Genomic DNA, 18,152 nt, shown 5'->3' with positions numbered 1-18,152 from the left:
GACTATTCTCTGTGGGCAAAAAGATATTATTTTATAGGGTGCTTGTCAAGCACTTTCTTTCGTCAAGTGTTTTTTGAAGTTTTTTGTATTTTTGAATATAACCAGTTCAAAAAAGGCCTGAGCTATGTCAAGAGAAATTTTTTGATGAGTTTAATTGCTGATATTTTAAACACTCTGAGTGTTCAATAATTTAGACGTGTTATTTCTATTAAAAGTTGGAAGACTTCAATTGTCATAGGTCAGCTCAAAGTGTTTAATGATCTGAATACGCACAGTTGACTTAGCAATTTGAATTGTGTCCAATGAAAAATTCGATACAACATGAAAATAAAGACGGCACAAAGCCGTCTTTATATTTAACTAATTTTATTTAATAATTGAGTTCTTACATCTCGCCCGAAACCATCTTTCTTCACTGCCATCACAAACAGACATTGACCATTGCTCAATTTTTCCCATTGTTCGGCAATTAAGCATTTTTCTTTGCTGTCGTCGTTGGTTTCGTAAGGTTTGCCTTTGTATTCCACCACTAAAATTCTGCCGTCATTTAATACGGCTAAAAAATCAGGATAGAAATTATCTTTGGCTAATGGCAAACTAAAACCACGATGCACGGGGTTTCTGATCCAGTATTTTACTTGCGGCAAGCTATCCAAAACTACCGCACAATCATACTCTTCACCTTTATCTTTCATCTGTTCAATATGAGCAAAATAATGTTTTTGAAACTTATATCTGCCAGTATAAAACGGTGCTTGTGGTGTAAAATATTCAGGCGAAAAACTAAATTGATAACGCTCAGTTAGACAAACCGTAATCTCTTCATTATCGCCAAACAACGAGCCTTGATAATGATTTTTCACCGCTTGTTGACGGTAATCATCAATCAGATTTTTAATTTCTCGCAGTAAGTTGAATTTTTGACGAATTAAAGCCGTTAAGGTTGTATTCGGCTGAGCAAGCAAATTACTAATCAACTTGCGCAAAAAAACCAACGATTCCGTTTGCGAAACATCAGGTAGTTTTAAATGCTGATCTAGCCAACGTACAAACTCATTTTCGCTAATATCTAGCCAATCATCAGAAAACGTTAGTTCTGTTTGTTGAACGTGATAGTGCAGTTTATTGCCATCAATATCAATCTCAAAACCTTGGCTATCGTCTTGCCAACGGAAACGGTCTAATTTGGCAGGAAAATCCAACAGATTCCAACCATAATAATCCAATAGCAATTCAGGATCGGCTAATTCCAATTCACCTTGAATGGATAAACAAAGCTGTGGAATCGTCGGAAATACTTCGCCTCGCTGGGCAGGTGATGCCTGTTGAGCTACTTTCGCATTGTGAATTTCAATACTTTGCTCCAACTTGGTTTTAGCATTGCCCGATGCGGTTTTTGTGATGACTTTTTGCAAGTTTTCGCTAACTATACCTTCCACTTGCATTAAAAACACCTTTCCATTTTCCCCACTTTGCTCCGTGATTTTAAGCTGCCCACGTTCCGTTTCACTCAATTTTTCCACATCAGGCATTTTGCGCAATTCAAACACGGTTTGCGGTTGATTTGGTGTAAACAATGGCAAATCATCTAAATCATCTAAGGTTTGCTGCGTTGGCGTTTGTAACATTTGCGCCACTTCCAAGGCTTCAAAACCCATTCCGATTAAACGGTCTTCCAAGTTGCGAGCTGTTTCACCAAAACGAACAGACGATAAATGTGCGTAAGCACGGTTTAAATCTTCAATAATTCTGCGTTTAGCGTAAGGCATACGTAACACACGCCCGAGCAACTGCTCCGCTTCCTTGCTGGAACCTACATTTTGCACCGAACAAAACACATAAGCAAAAGGACAATCCCAGCCTTCCTTTAAGGCTTCCACGGTAATCACATAATTGATTTTGCAAGTTGGACTGGCAATATCTACTTCATCTAATTCGTGTTGCGAACCTGTTACTATTGCAATTTCCGCTTCATCAATGCTTAAATCTTCCATCAAATAGTGTTTTAGCACATCAACGGTCACATTGCCATTTTTCGGATCCGCTTGAAACAGCACAATTGGGCGAAGATAATCCAGCTCATTTTGGGCTTTCACTTCCAAACTTTTACGCTCAATCACCGCATTGTCCACCGCATTTTGCCACGTTTTATGTTCATGTAACACAATCGGCAATTTAATCATTTCTTCCGCTTTCAACGCCCCAGCCGAAACATGGTACAAGATATTACTGCCTGCTTTTCGGTCTTGGTTTGGCGTAGCGGTAAATTCCAAAATGGCAGACGGCATCAAATTTGCCAACACATCAAAAGTTAAACTGGTTCGGGCATTATGGGCTTCGTCCACGATAATCAACGGACGATAGGCTTTCAGCAAATTGGCAAAAGAACATTTAACTTGCCCCAAATGTTTTGCCGCTAAACCATTTTCCTGCAAATCGCCATCTTGAACCTTATCCAACATCGCTTTCACCGACGCAGGAATCCGCTCAAAATGAGCGGTTAAATTTTCATTGAAGGCATAAATTTTACGACCGTCTTTTTCTTCCACACGGAAATTCTGAATGGTTGACACCACCACAATCGCTTTATTGCTCAAATGTTGCGGACGAATCAGCCCAAATTGCTCCGCTTCAATCACCAACACTTCACGATTAAATGCCTTATCCAACGCTTTGCGGTAAGGGTGTTCAGGATTTTTTAAGGCTTCTGCCGTCTGAGTTTTAATCGTTTTGCTTGGCACAAGCCAGAGCGCCATCGGAAATTCCTGCTGCAAATAATCCGTTGCCACCTGAGCAATGCTGTGTGCAGCCAACAAAGTTTTGCCACCACCTGTTGGAATCCGCACGCAAACATAAGGAATACGGCTTAAATGGCTATCTTTGCTTGGTGTTTTATAGTCAAAATCAGGCTGAATTTGTTTAAAAGCCGTTGCTGCATCGCTTTGCAAGCAACTAGAAAAATAATGGCTGACACTTTGCATCGCATCTTGTTGATATTTTTTTAGTTTCATAACAAGCCCCCCTTATTGTGCTGACACATCGTGCGGAATATGTTTAAATGTAATACGTTTTTCAGCCAAACGGCTTGCCATCAAACGACAGCCTTCGCCATAAATCACCATATCCAGTCCCTGAGCTAACAGCTCATCAAAGTGCGGTAGATTTTTCAGCATTTTTGAAGTCAGTACATTGCCACCATTGACCGTTTTGTCGCCCAAAATGCCGTTATACAACAAATAATACGCCTTGCCGTTGTGAATACCGACAAGCGGTGATTTTTCGGTGTTTTTTTGCAAAGGAAAGCGATTTTCCAAATACCAAATATGCGCCGCTAATGCTTCAAAATCAATGTCAGAATTGATGGATCCAAATTCATCAAAAATCGTTTCGCCCAATTCACAAAAACGGAACGCACCGCCACCTTGCCAGTTCACCGCCTGAGAAATACCGCCTTGTTCTCCCTCAATCACTTTCTTTAAGCGTGGCACAACATGGGTTTTAGCGTGTTGCCCAATTTCAATGCCGATATAACGACGGTTCATTTTATGGGCAACGGCGACAGTGGTTCCGCTGCCGAGAAAGCTATCTAAAATAATATCTCCCTCATTGGAAAAATAACCTAGCAAAGTTCTAATTAAAATTTCAGGCTTTTTTCCACCTCTGAAACCTACATCACCTTCTTGACGACAATTACCAAAATTTGCAGCAAAATCATAAAAGCTATTTATAGGTATTTTCTTAAAGATTGTTTCTTCATTAAGTTTATTTTTAGGTACGCCCTGATAGTATTTTCCTTTTGTTGCAGTTGCTTTTTTAGGTCCAGTAAAGTATCTGTATGATAAATTATCATCGCCAATACCATAAACTTTATATAACACTCCAAGACCATCACTTTCAGATCTTCCTGTTAAATAATCTCTGAAAAAACGCCCTGATGAATTACCATCTAAAATAGTTCCTGATGCCCAAATTTCTTTTAAGCCAAATTCACTTCCCTCTTTTTCAATTATTTCAAAACTATTTTTATCAAAAATATCAATCTGTTTTCCACCTAGATAAATAGTTTTACTAGGCTCAGATAATTCATTTATATAATAAGTAAATTTTTCAAATCCTACATCTAACTTATTAAGATATGGTTTAGCTAATCTGCTTTTTCTATAAATATGGATCTGCTCTACTTCTTTATGAAAATCCATATCTTCTTTTAGAGTTTTTTCAGGATAACGTACCTTTATATATAGCGTAGTTAAATAATTATCTCTTCCAAAAATCTCATCCAAAATAATTTTTAAATAGCTGCTTTGAGAATCGTCAATCTGACAGCAAAAGAAACCGTCTTCTTTTAATAAAGAATGTAATAATTCTAATCTTGGATACATTAGGGAATACCAAATACTATTCTCTAAATTATCATCATAATTCTCAAAAGCATTACCAGTATTATAAGGGGGATCTATATAGATACATTTGACTTGCCCAGCATAAAAGGGCAAAAGAGACTTCAAGGCAGCTAAATTATCACCTTGAATGATAAGATTTTCATTGACATTGGCATTATTTTCGCCGAGCTGTCGAGCTGTCGCCAAGATTATGTGAAAATTCAGGCACTTCACGCAATAGGTAATAAGGCGTTTTTCGTGCTTTTCTTACGGCATCTTCCTTACCGTGCCAAGTTAAAGTAGTCATAAATGTTGCCTTTTATAATTAAAATGAATCTATTTAGAAATTGCTTCAAATGCTTTATTCATTGCTTGCTGAATTAAATTCGGCATTGCTCGATAATGTTCAATCAATTGATTTTCTTCAACTGAAAAAAGCCCCGTAGAAACCCCTTTAAATATCTCGCCATTACCAGTAATCAGCCAGTTTAAATTCACATTAAATGTCTGACTGATTTTAGAAAGGGCTTCTAAATTAGGTTCACGTTCGCCACGCACATAGTTGTACATGGAGCGATAAGGGATATCGCATTGTTCAGCGAAATCTTTGATGTTGAGCTTTTCTAGCTCAATAAGCTGGTTAAGTCTGTTTGAAATGTTCAAATGAGTAACTCCTCTTGACAATAATTACTCAATGCGGTAATATCATTCTAAATTAGTTACTCAATTAGGTAACTTTTTAACAAACGCTATTCTATCTAATTTTATTTTAATGGCAAAAGATTTCTAAGATATGGCATCTCATTTTCTTCTCACAAGCAAAGCCCGAACGCTTTCGCCCATCAAGATAGCTCGTCTATCTGATGCGGAAGCGTTTTCAATGCTATGCGATATTCGTTGGGGAAGTGAAAAGCATGTCGTATGCCCTAAATGCGGTGTTCAGCATAAAGCCTACTTTATCTCTACTCGCAAACAGTGGCGATGCAAACATTGTAAACACACGTTTAGCATTACATCAGGCACGATTTTTGCTAATCACAAGTTGCCAATTCAAACCTACTTGTTCGCTATTGCGTTATTTGTGAATGCGGTAAAAGGGATTTCCGCTTGCCAACTCTCTCGTGATTTGAACGTACAGTACAAAACCGCTTTTACTTTATCACATAAAATCCGAGAAAGTCTGATTGTACAGCGTGAACTTTTCCCCTTATCAGGTGAAATCCACATTGACGGTACTTACGTGCATTCCGCTCCACGTCCAAAGAATAAGAAAGCAGACCGAGTAGATAGACGTTTAAAAGAAAATGCTAATCCAAATAAACGTGGCGTACTGGTAATGCGTGAACGTTACACTGAACAGAACACTTTGTCTAATCCGCAACTAGTCGGTGCAAAGAAAACCATCACATTTCCTATTTTGTCAGAAAACACGGAAACCGTGAAGAAATTGGCTACTGCATATATTGAGCCAAATAGCCGTATTCATGCAGACGAAAACTCAGCTTATGATGAATTGATAGTGGATTACGACTTGCAACGTGTGAACCATCAAAAAGAATATCGCAGTGATGACGGCATTACGAACAACCTTGCAGAAAGTTACTTTAGTCGCTTTAAACGAATGTATTACGGACAAGTTCATAAAATGAGTAATATCTACCTTGATAACTACGCAAACGAAATAGCCTATCGGGAAGATACTCGTAAACTGGATAATTTAACGATTTTCAACGATATCACCAGTAAATGCCTTTCTACACCATCAGAAAATGCTTGGAAAGGCTATTGGCAAGGGCATCACAGACAAGTAGAAAGGGTAATAATGTAATATGGCAGATCCAATTTACTATACGCAAATTAAACAAAAAATCGCTCAGTTTGAGCGAGAAAAAGAGCAGGTACAGGCTCATCTAGCTCTAGTTGAACGCCGTATTGCTTTACTTCATCAAGCCTTAGACGTAATGAACATCAGTGAAGATGAAGTTCATCAACACAACACCGAACATTTTAAATATCGAGTTTACCATAAACGCTTTAACGGCAAATTAAGCCAACTTATCCAACAAGTAATGAAAGCTGAACCACATCGTTCTTGGCGGGCGGAAGAAATAACAGAAGCGGTACTCGTTGCAGATAAACAAGCCTATCGTCCTATTACTAAAGATTATATTGAGTCTGTCCGCTCCGCTTGTGAACGCCTTGCAAGACGAGAGATAATAGAGAGATTTGAAGTTATTCGATACAAAGTGATTCAATGGAAATGGAAACAAAGATAGCGGTAGAATACCGCTATTTTTTATGTCCCAATCTCTTTTAACTTCCATTTAATCTTCGGATTTTGACCACTCCCTGCAATAGAATGCTTTTCGATAATCCCCTGACTATGTAATCGTCTTAATGCGTGAGCAAATGCGATAACAATCGAGTGGAAATCCGATTTGTCAGGCGTATAGCCTTCCAATTCAAAAGCCTTAATCATAATCTCATTTGTTGATAACCACTGATTTGGAAAACGCTTAAAAACTTTAGCAATAAATTCATTAGGGCTATAAGTGTAAGATTTAGATTTCTCACCCCGTTGTTTTGTCGCTAATGAAAATGGCTCACTATTTAATGCTATCAAGGCTTGCTGTAACGTAGCAATATGCTGTTTAGCCACCTCAATACATCTTTCGAAATAGGTAACGTCTTGTGTTAATTTAGCGATTTTCTGCTGAATAGCACTCATATCACTTGCTTTTACCATAAATAAAAATCCTTGTGGTTAGTAAAACTCACAAGGATTGTAGTAAAATTTAGTTAAGCGGTCTTTGTGCAACTGCTACATAATACCGTATATTACAAGGCTTTAAGCCCCCTTTTTGAAAAATGAACAAAAAACTGTCCTTTTTGCCAATATTCCCTAATACAGAAATATGGCACTCAAAATAATACTCAACGTTATAAATGTTTAAGTTGTAATAAAACATTTACGTTTAAACAAAAATTAAATGCTGAATTAATTTGGTATGATTATTCTGTTGGAAAACAGACACAGCAACAATTAGCAAATAAATATCATTGTTCTCCTCGCACAATTCGCCGATATTTAGAGAAATCCCCTAAATCGTTATTAAATAATCCTTCTCATCAATATCTTAATTTAATTATTGATACGACCTTCTTTCATCGAGATTTTGGTGTAATGGTATTCATAGATTCATTGTCTAAAAAGGTGGTTTATCATCAAATAGTTAAAACAGAGAAAGATATTTACTACAAGAAAGCCTTAAATCGTTTACGAGAAAAAGGCTATATAATTCAATTAATTACCTGTGACAGACGGAGAGGGTTGTTAAAAGATATATTAAATACACCGACTCAAATGTGTCAATTTCATTTGATTGCAATCGTAATGAGAGCGTTAAGAAAGAAACATCAATCTCCCGCTGGTAGAGAATTAAAAACAATTATTAAAACATTAAAAACAAGTTCAAAAAATGAATTTTATTTAAATAATATATCATTGGAAAATAGAACATAAACATTTTTTAAATGAACGTTCAGACAAACCAAATGAAAAAGGGAAATATCCCTATAAACATCGAAATGTAAGAAGTGCATTAGCGAGTATCAATCGGTATTTTGATTATTTATTTACCTATGAAAAATACCCTGAATTAAATATTGAAAAGACAACAAATAGAATAGAAGGATTATTTAAGGAATTAAAGGATAAACTACGTCCACATAGCGGTTTAACGAGAATACATAAGATATTGTTTATACAGGATTTTTTGAATAAAAAGAGTTGGTAAGAATAAACAAAAATATTCATTACCAACTGTTTTGTCCTATAGGCATATAAAATGCAAAAAGACCAACTATTTTGTCCTATATGCCTTTTATTATTTATTAGATCCTTCAGGGTGCAAGCCAATACCTTTATGCCGTTCTTTTAATTTGGCATTAACATCCGCCCAAGATAAATCGGCATTGTGCAATAAAACGGTAAGATGATAAGCCAAATCAGCCACTTCGCCGATTAACTCTTCCTTATCATTTGCCATTGCCGCAATCACACTCTCCACGGCCTCCTCACCCACTTTTTGGGCAATTTTAGGTGTACCTTTGGCATAAAGTTTTGCTGTGTAAGAACTTTCCGGATCCGCATTTTTACGCTCGGCGATCATTCGTTCTAACTTACTGAAAAAGATCCAATCTGGCTGTTCTTGTTCGAATTGATGAAAACAACTTTCCGCCCCTGTATGGCAGGTTTCACCAATCGGGTCAGCAAGAATAAGCAGGGTATCGTTATCACAATCCAAGCTCATATCCACCACATTTAAAAAATGCCCCGAGGTCTCGCCTTTTGTCCATAAGCGTTGTTTAGTACGAGAAAAGAAAGTCACTCGTTTTTCGTTAAGGGTTTTTTCTAATGCTTCTTGGTTCATATAGCCCAGCATTAACACTTCACAGGTTTGGGCATTTTGGACGATAACGGGCAGTAAGCCGTCTACTTTTCGCCAATCTATTTTTAAATCAACTGTCATCTTGTCCCTTTAATTTAATTTCTTCAAATTTCTTCAACGTCATATCACCTATTTTCCAAGTTCTACGACCATTTATAGCTATTCCTGTAATAACAGCAGCTGCCTGGGAAGGACTTGTAAATAAGCAATCAGATGAAAATATGTAGTGGCTACTAGAAGAATCCAAAGTTAAAGTACGCTCGTCAATTAGTTGCTCTTTTTTTCTTTTGTAACCATTAGACAAGCTAGGTTGTGATTCTATTTTAGCTTGAGAGTCCTTTAAAACAACCATTCCTTCTTCATTCAAAATAGCTTTAGCTGAAATTTCCGAAATAGTCAAAGTAAAAATAACATCATCTTTATTCATGGGTTCATTTTTTTGTGTGACAGATAGTAATGGCTCCAGCACTTTATGACCTGTACTTCCTAGCAATATTTTGATATTTAGTATGAACTCTTCCATTGAATCTTTTGCACTAAGAGGTAATGAAGGTAAAGTAGCTCTATTGCTATTTTCTAAGGTATAACGACCAGCATCTTTCGCTATTTCTATACTTCTAGCTTCCAAATATTTTATATGTGATTTAGTTAGATGATCATCTTTACTCGTGAAAAATATAGCTTCATTCCAAAACTTTTTTTTATTGATATGCTTTCGCAAACGTTCTAAAATATTCTCTGATTCACCAATATAAACGGCTTGACATCCATTTTCTTCATCTCGCCCAAATAAAAAATAAATACCTGGACGTTTAGCTTCTGCCCACCTATCTAAATCTTTTATTTTAGTTCTAGGAACAAATATCCCCTGCCCACTCCAGTTCACAATTTCTAAATGTCGAATACCTGATGTATTCCCATTCTCCAAATAAATCTGTATTGTTTTACCAAATTTCATATATTTTCTCTTTTAAAAAATGCTAGTCTTTGATGAATTCCTTAATATACCTAGATAAAACTCTTCTCAAAGATGAATGCTATTACATAACTAGGTACGAATCTCTACATCTTCTTTTTTCAAATACGCTTTCAACTCGCCAATATTGATAATCTGCTTATGAAACACGCTTGCCGCCAATGCTCCATCCACCTGTGCATCAATAAAGGCATCACGAAAATGCACCATTTCGCCGGCACCGCCCGAGGCAATCAACGGCACGTTGCACACTTCTCGCACTTTTTTCAGTTGTACTAAATCATAGCCGTTACGCACGCCGTCTTGGTTCATCATATTCAGTACGATTTCGCCGGCTCCTCGTTTTTGCACTTCTTGCACCCAATCGAGTAACTGCCAGTTAGTTTGGCGAGTGCGTTTTTCATCGCCGGTATATTGGTTCACCCAATATTTACCGGTTTCTTCTTCAAACCAGCTATCGATCCCGACTACTACCGCTTGCACACCAAAACGACCAGCCAAAGCCGTGATTAAATTCGGATCAGCAAGTGCTGGGGAATTGATCGAGATTTTATCCGCCCCGAAAGCGAAAATCTGTTCCGCATCGACAATGGTTTTAATTCCACCGGCGACACAAAACGGAATATCGATCACTTCCGCTACTCGTTCCACCCAGCTTTTACCCACGGTGCGTCCGTCTGATGAAGCGGTAATATCGTAAAACACCAACTCGTCCGCCCCTTCTTCGGCATAGCGTTTTGCCAGCGGTACGATATCACCAATAATTTCGTGATTACGGAACTGCACGCCTTTTACTACTTGCCCATCTCGCACATCTAAACAAGGAATTATCCGTTTTGCCAACATTTGATCGCCTCCGCTACATTAAATTTACCTTCTAACAACGCACGTCCGACAATCACACCGGCTACGCCTGTGCCTTTTAACGCTGCAATATCAGCTAAACTACCGATACCGCCCGATGATTGGAACTGAATTTCCGGATATTTCGCACAGATTTCTTTATACAGATCCACATTTGAGCCTGCCAACGTGCCGTCTCGGGAAATATCGGTACATAACACGTGCTGTAACCCAACAGCTTGATAATCTTCGATTAACGCTTCCAACGACACACCGCTTGCCTCTTGCCAGCCGCTAATCGCAATGATTTTTTTGCCTTCTGCATCAATGTTTACATCTAATGCCAGCACAAATTTCTCGGCACCATATTTTTTAAACCAACCTTTTACCATTTCAGGCTGTTTTACTGCCGTTGAGCCAATAACCACACGGTTTGCCCCCACCACCAATAAATCCGCCACATCTTGCTCGGTACGGATACCGCCACCAACTTGCACAGGGCAATTTGTTGTGGCAATAATCTTGCCGATAAGCTCGGTTTGTCTTTTATTCGGATCTTTCGCCCCTGTCAGATCCACCAAATGCAACTGCTCTGCCCCTTGGCGGACATAATCAGCAAACTGCTCGATAGGGTTATCGCAATAAGTGGTCTGTTTGGCGTAATCACCTTGGTGTAACCGCACAACGTGACCGTCGATTAAGTCGAGTGCGGGGATAATAATGGATTTTTTTTGCATATTTTTTCCTGTAAATTTTTTTAAAATTCGACCGCTTGTAGGGCGAGGTTTATCCTCGCCCATTTGGGTTTAGGTGCGGGCGGGGATAAACCCCGCCCCTACGAATTAAATATTCTCCACAAAATTCTGCAACAACTTCGCTCCTGCCGTACCAGAACGTTCTGGGTGGAATTGCACACCGTAGAAATTTTTGCTTTGCAAGGCGGCTGAAAACGGTTCACCGTAATCACAAGTGGCAATGGTGTTTTCATTCGGTAACACCGCATAGCTATGTACAAAATAGAAATGGCTACCTTGCTCAATACCGTGGAAAAGCGGGTGATCCGTTTGGTAATTTACTCTGTTCCAGCCCATATGTGGTAATGGTAAACCGTGATTTGGAATCAATTCGGTATGTCCGCTCATTAAGTTCAGCGTAGGCACATTCCCTTCGGCAGAAAATTCCGTCATTAACTGCATTCCCAAGCAGATTCCGAGCATCGGTTGGGTTGCATTTTGGATTGTCTCGATTAGATTGCGATCCTGCAAAATTTTCATCGCCGCCTGTGCCGTGCCGACACCGGGCAATAGTAATTTATCCGCCGATTTGATTTTGTCTAAATCACGGCTGATTTCCGCTTGGATACCCAAGCGGTCGAATGCAAATTTTACAGAAGACAGGTTTGCACAGCCTGTGTCGATGATTGTGAGTTGCATATTTTTCCTTATTTAACATTCGGCGAGCGATTTTTTCTGCCTTCCTTTTTCATCAAAATTTTCATCGGATAGCCATTTTTGAAAACGGCTTTTGCGGTTCTGCCACTCAATATCCAGCATTGAAAACCACGCCGTATCTCGGTTTCTGCCGTTGTAAACCTGTGCTTGACGGAATGTGCCTTCATAGGTAAAACCCAAACGGAGTGCCGCTTTTCTGGACGGCTCGTTCAAGCTGTCACATTTCCATTCATAACGGCGGTATTGCAACGTTTCAAAAACATATTGTGCCAATAAAAATTGAGCTTCGGTAGCAATTTTGGTTCTTTGCAGTTCTGGCGAATAAATCACCCAGCCTACTTCGATCACACGGCTATTTGAATCGATCCGCATTAACGCAAATGTACCGACCGCCTGCCCTGTTTTTTCATCAATAATGGCAAAATAATAGGGATCGGTTGAAACGGTAATTTGCTGTAAAAATTCACTGAATTGTTTTTTATCGTCAAAAGGATCGAGCGGTAAATAAGTCCAATAACGCTCATCAGACGAATAAACTGCAAATAAATCATCCGCGTGAGCAGGGGATAATTTCTCCAAACGACAAAAACGACCTTGTAATAAGGTAATGTTTGGATATTCCCCTACGATGAAATTCGGCATTGAGTCGCCGATAGGTTGGTTTAGGTGGTTGTACTTCATTGGCTTTTGCTTGCTATAAAATTTTTAGGAAATAGGTTGTATAGTTTATTCCGATTATTAATCTAGTTATATATCAAATCTTAACTATATAGAATTTCTTATCCTCATCAAAATCTTCCCATATAACTTTATAAGAACTTTCAAGTTTTATTTCAAATTTATCCTTCCCTGTTGGTTTTTCAATATATCCAGATATTTCTTTACCATTACGGAAATAATCATAAATTCCATCCTTCTTAAATCCAGTATAGAAATTTTTGTCTTCACTAAAAGTTATACAATAGTTCTCAACAAATCCTTTACATTGTAATTTTACAGTTTCCATAAATAAAATATCCTTAATAAAACTAAACATTTTCTCAGGATATTGTCCATTTGTTGAATTAGAAAATTTCAACTCTATTGCATACTTTTCATTATTATCATTTTTATTTAATATAACTATATCAATTTCTTTCTTCTCATATTCTTCCTTTGGTGTATAACCAAAATATCTTACATTTCTTTCAAATTGAATTTTATAACCTTCAGGTTTTAGCTTTTCTCTTAAAAATACCCCAAACTCATGCTGGAAGCTAAATTCATTATAAATTTCAATTTCATCTGTTGGATTTACCCTCCAACTGCTCTTTTTTATGAGGGCGAATATGATTCGCCCCTACGTTCGTTCTAAATTACAAAACCCCTTTTGAACTCGGCAATTCATTCCCTTCAATGCGAATACATTGTCTTAATGTTCTGCCAAATACTTTAAACAGGCTTTCGATTTTGTGGTGGTCGTTGTCGCCTTTTGCTTTTAAGTGCAAGGTGGCAAGCATTGTAAACGCAATAGATTGGAAGAAATGCTCGGTCAGTTCGGTGCTGAAATCGCCGACTTTGTCCCGTTTGAAATCGGCTTTGAACTTGATAAACGGTCTGCCGGATAAATCCATTGTACATTCCGCTTTGCATTCGTCCATCGGCAACACGAAGCCGAAACGAGCAATGCCCCGTTTGTCGCCGATGGCTTGTTTTAACGCTGTGCCGAGGGCAAGAGCAGTGTCTTCGACGGTGTGGTGTTCGTCAATCCACAAATCGCCTTTGCAATAAACATTCATTCGGAAACCGCCGTGGGTGGCGATTTGGTCGAGCATATGGTCGAAAAAGCCGACGCCAGTTTTGATGTCGTTTACACCAGTTTCGTCCAGCCAAACTTGCACTTTAATGTCGGTTTCTTTGGTTTTGCGTGCCACTTCCGCATAGCGTGGGGTGCGGTCACCGTTGTTGGTAACGCTTTCGCCCAACAGTTTTTCAGCAATCAGATCCCAGTTCATTTTTTCAGGGTGATATTGAATGGCACGAATGCCGATATTTTCCGCCAACTGAACATCGGTGACACGGTCGCCAATTACAAAGCTGGTGGCAGGATCAAACAGTTCACGCTCGATATATTTTTGTAGTAATTTGGTCTGCGGTTTACGGCAATCGCAACCGTCTTCGGGCTTGTGGGGGCAAATCAGCACTTCGTCAAATTCGATGCCTTGCGAATTAAATAACACCATCATTGCATTGTGCGGTTTGTCGAAATCTTCCTGTGGAAATGAGCTTGTGCCTAAACCGTCTTGGTTGGATACCATTACAAAACGATATTTGTTTTTCAGTTTCAGCAGTGCTGGAATGACGTTCGGTTCAAACTTGAGTTTTTCAAGGCTGTCGATTTGAAAATCAGTTTTCGGTTCGTCAATTAAAGTGCCGTCACGGTCGATAAAAAGGGTTGGTTGCATATTGTTCTCCTGCGTAGGGTGCGTTTGCAAACGCACCATAAATTTAAAGATGTTATTGTGCGTTAGCAAACGCACCCTACGGTTTTGATAGCCTCAATCACTCTTTGATTTTCCTCTGTCGTCCCCACTGTAATCCGAATACAATTTTGCAGATTTACCGCTTTGTGTTGATCTCGTAGAATAATACCCTCATCCCACAGAGCTTTAAACACTTTCTGCCCGTCTTGGAATTTTACTAGCACATAGTTAGCGTGAGTATCAAAAATCTCCACTATATTTGGCAATTTAGCGAGTTCTTTTACTAGCCTATCACGTTCGCTTAAGATAGTTTGAACCTGTTGTTTTACCATCTCAATATTTTCAGGTAATAAAGCTTGCTCGGCAATATCGGCACTTGGTACGGGGATTGGATACGGAGCGATCACTTTATTTAAGATTTCGATTAGCTCAGGGTTCGCTAGCACAAAACCACAACGTAGGCCTGCTAAAGCAAAGGCTTTAGAAAGAGTGCGAACAATAGCAAGGTGCGGATAATTTGCAATTTCCGGCACAAAAGTGTCCGCTTGCGTAAATTCGATATAGGCTTCGTCCAGCACCACAATAGCACGGTTGCGAGTTGTTTCTAACAACTTAAGCACATCGGTACGATTTAGTAATGTGCCGGTCGGATTATTCGGATTACATATAAATACGACTTTGAGATTCGGATTATTTTCTAACGCTTGTTTGATATTCGGTAAATCCAACTGAAATTCCGTGGTTTGATTCACGGTAACCATCTCAACACCAATCGTTTCGGCACTTACCGCATACATTCCATAAGTAGGCGGGCAATATAAAATTGCATCCTGTTCTGGCTGACAAAAGGCTTTAATCACTAGCTCAATGCCTTCATCTCCACCACGGGTAACGATCACATTTTCAGGTTTTACCCCTGCGTAATTCGCATAATTTTCTAGTACTGCCTGCGGTTGTGGCTCTGGATAGCGGTTTAAATCTTTACCGCTTAACTGAAACTTTGGCGAAGTTGGATATTCATTTGCATTGAGCCAAATTGTGCCGTTCCCACCCAATTTTCGAGCGGATTGGTAAGGTGTTAAGGCTTGTACATTAGTGCGAGAAAGTTGTGAAATTGTCATATTGTGTTCCTGTTTATTCTTTGTTTTGGTTAGCAAGCGGTCTAATTTTTTCAAAATTTTGCAAAAATTAAGAGAAAATCAACCGCTCTTTTAATTGTTATTTTTCAGCATATGCATAATTAAACGAATTAATGTTTCTTTCTGTTTCGGGTCGGATTCTGCCACAAGTAAAGTCAATGCCGCCAAGCCAGTATCATTGATAATCGGCTGTTGTTCTTGGTTGAGCAAGCGACCATTGCGATGTAGAAAATCGACAAACAAAAATGCCCCGCTGCGTTTATTGCCGTCTGAAAACGGATGATTTTTTACCACAAAATAGAGCAGATGAGCAGCTTTAGCCTCCACACTCGGGTAAGCTGGTTCGCCAAAAACTGTTTGATCCAAATTTCCCCAAATTGCCGCCAAACCATCTTCACGCTCACGACCAAATAATTCTGAGGCTTCGCCACGTGCCATAAGTTGTTGCTTAAGCTCTGCCAAAGCTGTTCGTACCGTTGGCAAATCAGCTAATACACCTCCGGTTTGTGTTTTAGGCTCGGTCAATAAACCTTCATCATACTGTTGTAGCCATAAAAAAGTGTGGGTATAACGGCTAACAATATCGACCAAACCCCGACCGCTTTCCAATGTTAATTCTGATGAATTTGCGGTTTTCTGAATTAATGCTAAGGCTTGTTCTAATTCGTGAGCATTTTGTTGTAAACGCTGTTGATTAATCGCATAACCTTTAACTAAATAATCTTTTAAGCGAGCGGTTGCCCAGATACGAAATTGTGTTGCAGATTTGGATTTTACACGGTATCCCACTGAGATAATGGCATCTAAGTTATAGTATTTTAATTTACGAGTAACTTGTCGTTTACCTTCTTGCCGAACTACCGAGGAATCCTTGGTGGTTAAATTTTCATCAAGTTCGTTTTCAGCAAAAATATTTTTCAAGTGCAAGCTAATATTATCAGTAGTTGTTCCAAAAATTTTTGCCATTTGACCTTGCGATAGCCAAACAGTGTCGTTTTCAAACCTGACTTCTACTTGCGTTGTGCCGTCTTTAGCTTGGTAAATTTCTATTGGGTTTGTCATTAATTTCTCCTATAACGGAAAAGTTTAGATATAAAAAAATCTCTCGAAAGTTGCCTTCCGAGAGATTATTTATATATTGCTGCACTTACTCGGAAGATTTATCTTCCGCACACACCAAATGCCCGAAAGATATCAGGAAAAATGGTGGTGATGTACTGTGCAGTTAAAATTCATTGTGTTTCTCCAAAACTGTATGAAACGAATTTACGCTAAGAAAAAATAAATAGCAAGTAATTTTTCAGCAAATTATGCTTTTTTCTGTGCAATGAAATTTGTCGCTATGCTCTTGCTGAATACACCTTAAATTTGGTCGATTTTGCCAGAACGTTGTGTTTGCCAAATGCTTTATCCAACAAATCAGGGTAAGGTAAGAAGGCGTTTGCCACAATGCGTAATTCCCCACCTTTGGTTAAATGGTTTTTGGCTTGGAAAATTAACTCTTCCACTGCACGGTAGGCGGTATCAACCCCATCGTGAAATGGTGGGTTAGAAACGATCAAATCAAAACGTTCGGTAATATGCGAGAACACATCGCTTGTAACAACTTCTCCCTCTAATTGATTTTCAGCTAATGTTCGGCGGCTGGACTCAATCGCCATTGCGTGAATATCGCTCATCGTGAGTTTAATTTTGCCAAATTGCTGTTTAAGCGTGGCTCCAATTACCCCCGCCCCACAACCTAAATCAAGCACTTTGCCTTTTAGTCTATCGGCTTTGTCAAAGGTGGAAAGCAGTAGTTTTGTGCCGTTATCCAACTCTGCGGAACTAAATACGGCAGGCAAGGCGAAGATGTTTAGATCTTGCAAGCGGTAAGATTTCCAAAATGTTTTGCAATCAAAGGTTGGCACGCTATTTAGTTCAAAATGATACAAGCCACAACGGCGAGCAGAATCAATTTTGGCAATATTGCCGAAAGGCTCTAGCATCTTTTCAACCGAACGTACACCGGCTCGATTTTCGCCGATAATTAACATTTCTTGCCCGACTTGGCATTGGGAAAGCCATTGTAATAGCTGAAATTGGCACTCTTGTTTATTTTTGGTCCAATAAAAAACGGCCAAATCTGCTTTCAAATGGCATTCTAAACCAAATTCTGCGTGCGTATTGTGGCGAGCATAATCAAAATAGCTACTAAATACGGCAACGTTTTTAGTTATGGATTGTAGCTGATGAGCAAAATCATCTCGCACATCGCCAAAAAGTAATACGGATTTTTGTTGAAATAACGTTACGTGGCGTTCAAGCACTTCACTTTCTAAAGAGAGCATTTTTAAAACCTATTGCGAATAATATTGGCTGAGAATATACCGAATTTAAGCTGATAAATCTTGCCTTTCTTTGCGAAAAATCGTTATTTTTTGAAAAAATTTCCGCATTGGGGCGAGT

Annotated in this window: 19 protein-coding genes and 1 other annotated feature; of the genes, 3 read left to right on the top strand and 16 right to left on the bottom strand. The window is 38.8% G+C overall.

Going from position 1 to position 18,152, the window contains the following annotated elements:
• Positions 1–356: 356 nt before the first annotated feature.
• The 4 genes from PTQ27_RS04830 to PTQ27_RS04815 are packed head-to-tail and all read right to left on the bottom strand — an operon-like array spanning position 357 to position 5,045.
• Positions 357–3,011 (bottom strand): DEAD/DEAH box helicase, encoded by a 2,655-nt coding sequence (locus PTQ27_RS04830; protein ID WP_273747660.1) that lies wholly within the window; start codon positions 3,009–3,011, stop codon positions 357–359.
• A 12-nt stretch (positions 3,012–3,023) separates the two neighbouring features.
• Positions 3,024–4,589 carry a site-specific DNA-methyltransferase gene (locus tag PTQ27_RS04825; protein WP_273771115.1) on the bottom strand — a complete coding sequence of 522 codons (1,566 nt, stop codon included), beginning with the start codon at positions 4,587–4,589 and terminating at the stop codon, positions 3,024–3,026.
• Positions 4,558–4,689 (bottom strand): hypothetical protein, encoded by a 132-nt coding sequence (locus tag PTQ27_RS04820; protein WP_273771114.1) that lies wholly within the window; start codon positions 4,687–4,689, stop codon positions 4,558–4,560. Before PTQ27_RS04820 ends, PTQ27_RS04825 begins: the two co-directional genes overlap by 32 nt.
• A 29-nt stretch (positions 4,690–4,718) precedes the next feature.
• On the bottom strand, positions 4,719–5,045 hold the full coding sequence (locus tag PTQ27_RS04815; protein ID WP_273747658.1) for a helix-turn-helix domain-containing protein: 327 nt from the start codon (positions 5,043–5,045) through the stop codon (positions 4,719–4,721).
• 130 nt (positions 5,046–5,175) lie between these two features.
• On the opposite strand from PTQ27_RS04815, the gene PTQ27_RS04810 reads away from it, so the two are divergent.
• Positions 5,176–6,210 (top strand): IS1595 family transposase, encoded by a 1,035-nt coding sequence (locus tag PTQ27_RS04810; RefSeq protein ID WP_273747657.1) that lies wholly within the window; start codon positions 5,176–5,178, stop codon positions 6,208–6,210.
• A 1-nt stretch (position 6,211) separates the two neighbouring features.
• Positions 6,212–6,658 (top strand): hypothetical protein, encoded by a 447-nt coding sequence (locus PTQ27_RS04805; protein ID WP_273747656.1) that lies wholly within the window; start codon positions 6,212–6,214, stop codon positions 6,656–6,658.
• A gap of 20 nt (positions 6,659–6,678) precedes the next feature.
• On the opposite strand, the gene PTQ27_RS04800 is transcribed toward PTQ27_RS04805, so the two are convergent.
• On the bottom strand, positions 6,679–7,128 hold the full coding sequence (locus tag PTQ27_RS04800) for a hypothetical protein (RefSeq protein ID WP_273747655.1): 450 nt from the start codon (positions 7,126–7,128) through the stop codon (positions 6,679–6,681).
• 159 nt (positions 7,129–7,287) lie between these two features.
• Here PTQ27_RS04800 and PTQ27_RS11530 point away from each other — a divergent pair, with 159 nt between their 5' ends.
• Positions 7,288–7,905, top strand: coding sequence for an IS256 family transposase, variant Zn-binding type (locus PTQ27_RS11530; protein ID WP_434802828.1), 618 nt, complete (start codon positions 7,288–7,290; stop codon positions 7,903–7,905).
• A gap of 364 nt (positions 7,906–8,269) precedes the next feature.
• Here PTQ27_RS11530 and hisIE read toward each other — a convergent pair whose 3' ends face one another.
• The 11 genes from hisIE to rsmC form a co-directional block, all read right to left on the bottom strand.
• The gene (hisIE, locus tag PTQ27_RS04790; protein ID WP_273747653.1) at positions 8,270–8,914 is read right to left on the bottom strand and encodes a bifunctional phosphoribosyl-AMP cyclohydrolase/phosphoribosyl-ATP diphosphatase HisIE; all 645 of its coding nucleotides are present in this window, start codon (positions 8,912–8,914) and stop codon (positions 8,270–8,272) included.
• Positions 8,904–9,791, bottom strand: a complete 888-nt coding sequence (locus PTQ27_RS04785) for a GIY-YIG nuclease family protein (protein WP_273747652.1) — start codon at positions 9,789–9,791, stop codon at positions 8,904–8,906. Before PTQ27_RS04785 ends, hisIE begins: the two co-directional genes overlap by 11 nt.
• 90 nt (positions 9,792–9,881) lie before the next feature.
• Positions 9,882–10,655 carry an imidazole glycerol phosphate synthase subunit HisF gene (hisF, locus tag PTQ27_RS04780; RefSeq protein WP_273747651.1) on the bottom strand — a complete coding sequence of 258 codons (774 nt, stop codon included), beginning with the start codon at positions 10,653–10,655 and terminating at the stop codon, positions 9,882–9,884.
• A complete protein-coding gene (hisA, locus tag PTQ27_RS04775; protein ID WP_273747650.1) occupies positions 10,637–11,389 on the bottom strand; it encodes a 1-(5-phosphoribosyl)-5-[(5-phosphoribosylamino)methylideneamino]imidazole-4-carboxamide isomerase in 753 nt (250 codons plus the stop codon). The genes hisF and hisA overlap by 19 nt, the downstream gene beginning before the upstream one ends.
• 105 nt (positions 11,390–11,494) lie before the next feature.
• Entirely contained in the window at positions 11,495–12,085 is a 591-nt protein-coding gene (hisH, locus tag PTQ27_RS04770; RefSeq protein ID WP_273747649.1) for an imidazole glycerol phosphate synthase subunit HisH, read from the bottom strand.
• A gap of 12 nt (positions 12,086–12,097) precedes the next feature.
• Entirely contained in the window at positions 12,098–12,784 is a 687-nt protein-coding gene (locus tag PTQ27_RS04765; protein ID WP_273747648.1) for a GNAT family N-acetyltransferase, read from the bottom strand.
• A gap of 73 nt (positions 12,785–12,857) precedes the next feature.
• A complete protein-coding gene (locus PTQ27_RS04760) occupies positions 12,858–13,109 on the bottom strand; it encodes a hypothetical protein (RefSeq protein ID WP_273747647.1) in 252 nt (83 codons plus the stop codon).
• 349 nt (positions 13,110–13,458) lie between these two features.
• The gene (gene hisB / locus PTQ27_RS04755; protein WP_273747646.1) at positions 13,459–14,547 is read right to left on the bottom strand and encodes a bifunctional histidinol-phosphatase/imidazoleglycerol-phosphate dehydratase HisB; all 1,089 of its coding nucleotides are present in this window, start codon (positions 14,545–14,547) and stop codon (positions 13,459–13,461) included.
• A 62-nt stretch (positions 14,548–14,609) separates the two neighbouring features.
• Complete coding sequence (gene hisC / locus PTQ27_RS04750; protein WP_273747645.1) at positions 14,610–15,686, bottom strand: histidinol-phosphate transaminase; 1,077 nt, start codon at positions 15,684–15,686, stop codon at positions 14,610–14,612.
• Between the two features lie 90 nt (positions 15,687–15,776).
• A complete protein-coding gene (locus PTQ27_RS04745; RefSeq protein WP_273747644.1) occupies positions 15,777–16,766 on the bottom strand; it encodes a virulence RhuM family protein/type II toxin-antitoxin system death-on-curing family toxin in 990 nt (329 codons plus the stop codon).
• A 31-nt stretch (positions 16,767–16,797) separates the two neighbouring features.
• Positions 16,798–16,920 (bottom strand) — a sequence feature (His leader region).
• 124 nt (positions 16,921–17,044) lie between these two features.
• A complete protein-coding gene (rsmC, locus tag PTQ27_RS04740) occupies positions 17,045–18,034 on the bottom strand; it encodes a 16S rRNA (guanine(1207)-N(2))-methyltransferase RsmC (protein WP_273747643.1) in 990 nt (329 codons plus the stop codon).
• Between the last annotated feature and the right edge of the window lie 118 nt (positions 18,035–18,152).

Source organism: Mannheimia cairinae (assembly GCF_028649535.1).
GTDB classification, from domain to species: domain Bacteria; phylum Pseudomonadota; class Gammaproteobacteria; order Enterobacterales; family Pasteurellaceae; genus Mannheimia; species Mannheimia cairinae.
The sequence above is the reverse complement of the archived record's forward strand: the minus strand, read 5'-3'. Positions and strand labels throughout refer to the sequence as shown.

Coding starts and splice junctions, on each gene's coding strand:
- PTQ27_RS04830 (WP_273747660.1), bottom strand. CDS start 3,011: ATGAAACTAAAAAAATATCAACAAGATGCGATGCAAAGTGTCAGCCAT.
- PTQ27_RS04820 (WP_273771114.1), bottom strand. CDS start 4,689: ATGACTACTTTAACTTGGCACGGTAAGGAAGATGCCGTAAGAAAAGCA.
- PTQ27_RS04810 (WP_273747657.1), top strand. CDS start 5,176: ATGGCATCTCATTTTCTTCTCACAAGCAAAGCCCGAACGCTTTCGCCC.
- PTQ27_RS04805 (WP_273747656.1), top strand. CDS start 6,212: ATGGCAGATCCAATTTACTATACGCAAATTAAACAAAAAATCGCTCAG.
- PTQ27_RS04800 (WP_273747655.1), bottom strand. CDS start 7,128: ATGGTAAAAGCAAGTGATATGAGTGCTATTCAGCAGAAAATCGCTAAA.
- hisIE (WP_273747653.1), bottom strand. CDS start 8,914: ATGACAGTTGATTTAAAAATAGATTGGCGAAAAGTAGACGGCTTACTG.
- PTQ27_RS04785 (WP_273747652.1), bottom strand. CDS start 9,791: ATGAAATTTGGTAAAACAATACAGATTTATTTGGAGAATGGGAATACA.
- hisF (WP_273747651.1), bottom strand. CDS start 10,655: ATGTTGGCAAAACGGATAATTCCTTGTTTAGATGTGCGAGATGGGCAA.
- hisA (WP_273747650.1), bottom strand. CDS start 11,389: ATGCAAAAAAAATCCATTATTATCCCCGCACTCGACTTAATCGACGGT.
- hisH (WP_273747649.1), bottom strand. CDS start 12,085: ATGCAACTCACAATCATCGACACAGGCTGTGCAAACCTGTCTTCTGTA.
- PTQ27_RS04765 (WP_273747648.1), bottom strand. CDS start 12,784: ATGAAGTACAACCACCTAAACCAACCTATCGGCGACTCAATGCCGAAT.
- PTQ27_RS04760 (WP_273747647.1), bottom strand. CDS start 13,109: ATGGAAACTGTAAAATTACAATGTAAAGGATTTGTTGAGAACTATTGT.
- hisB (WP_273747646.1), bottom strand. CDS start 14,547: ATGCAACCAACCCTTTTTATCGACCGTGACGGCACTTTAATTGACGAA.
- hisC (WP_273747645.1), bottom strand. CDS start 15,686: ATGACAATTTCACAACTTTCTCGCACTAATGTACAAGCCTTAACACCT.
- PTQ27_RS04745 (WP_273747644.1), bottom strand. CDS start 16,766: ATGACAAACCCAATAGAAATTTACCAAGCTAAAGACGGCACAACGCAA.
- rsmC (WP_273747643.1), bottom strand. CDS start 18,034: ATGCTCTCTTTAGAAAGTGAAGTGCTTGAACGCCACGTAACGTTATTT.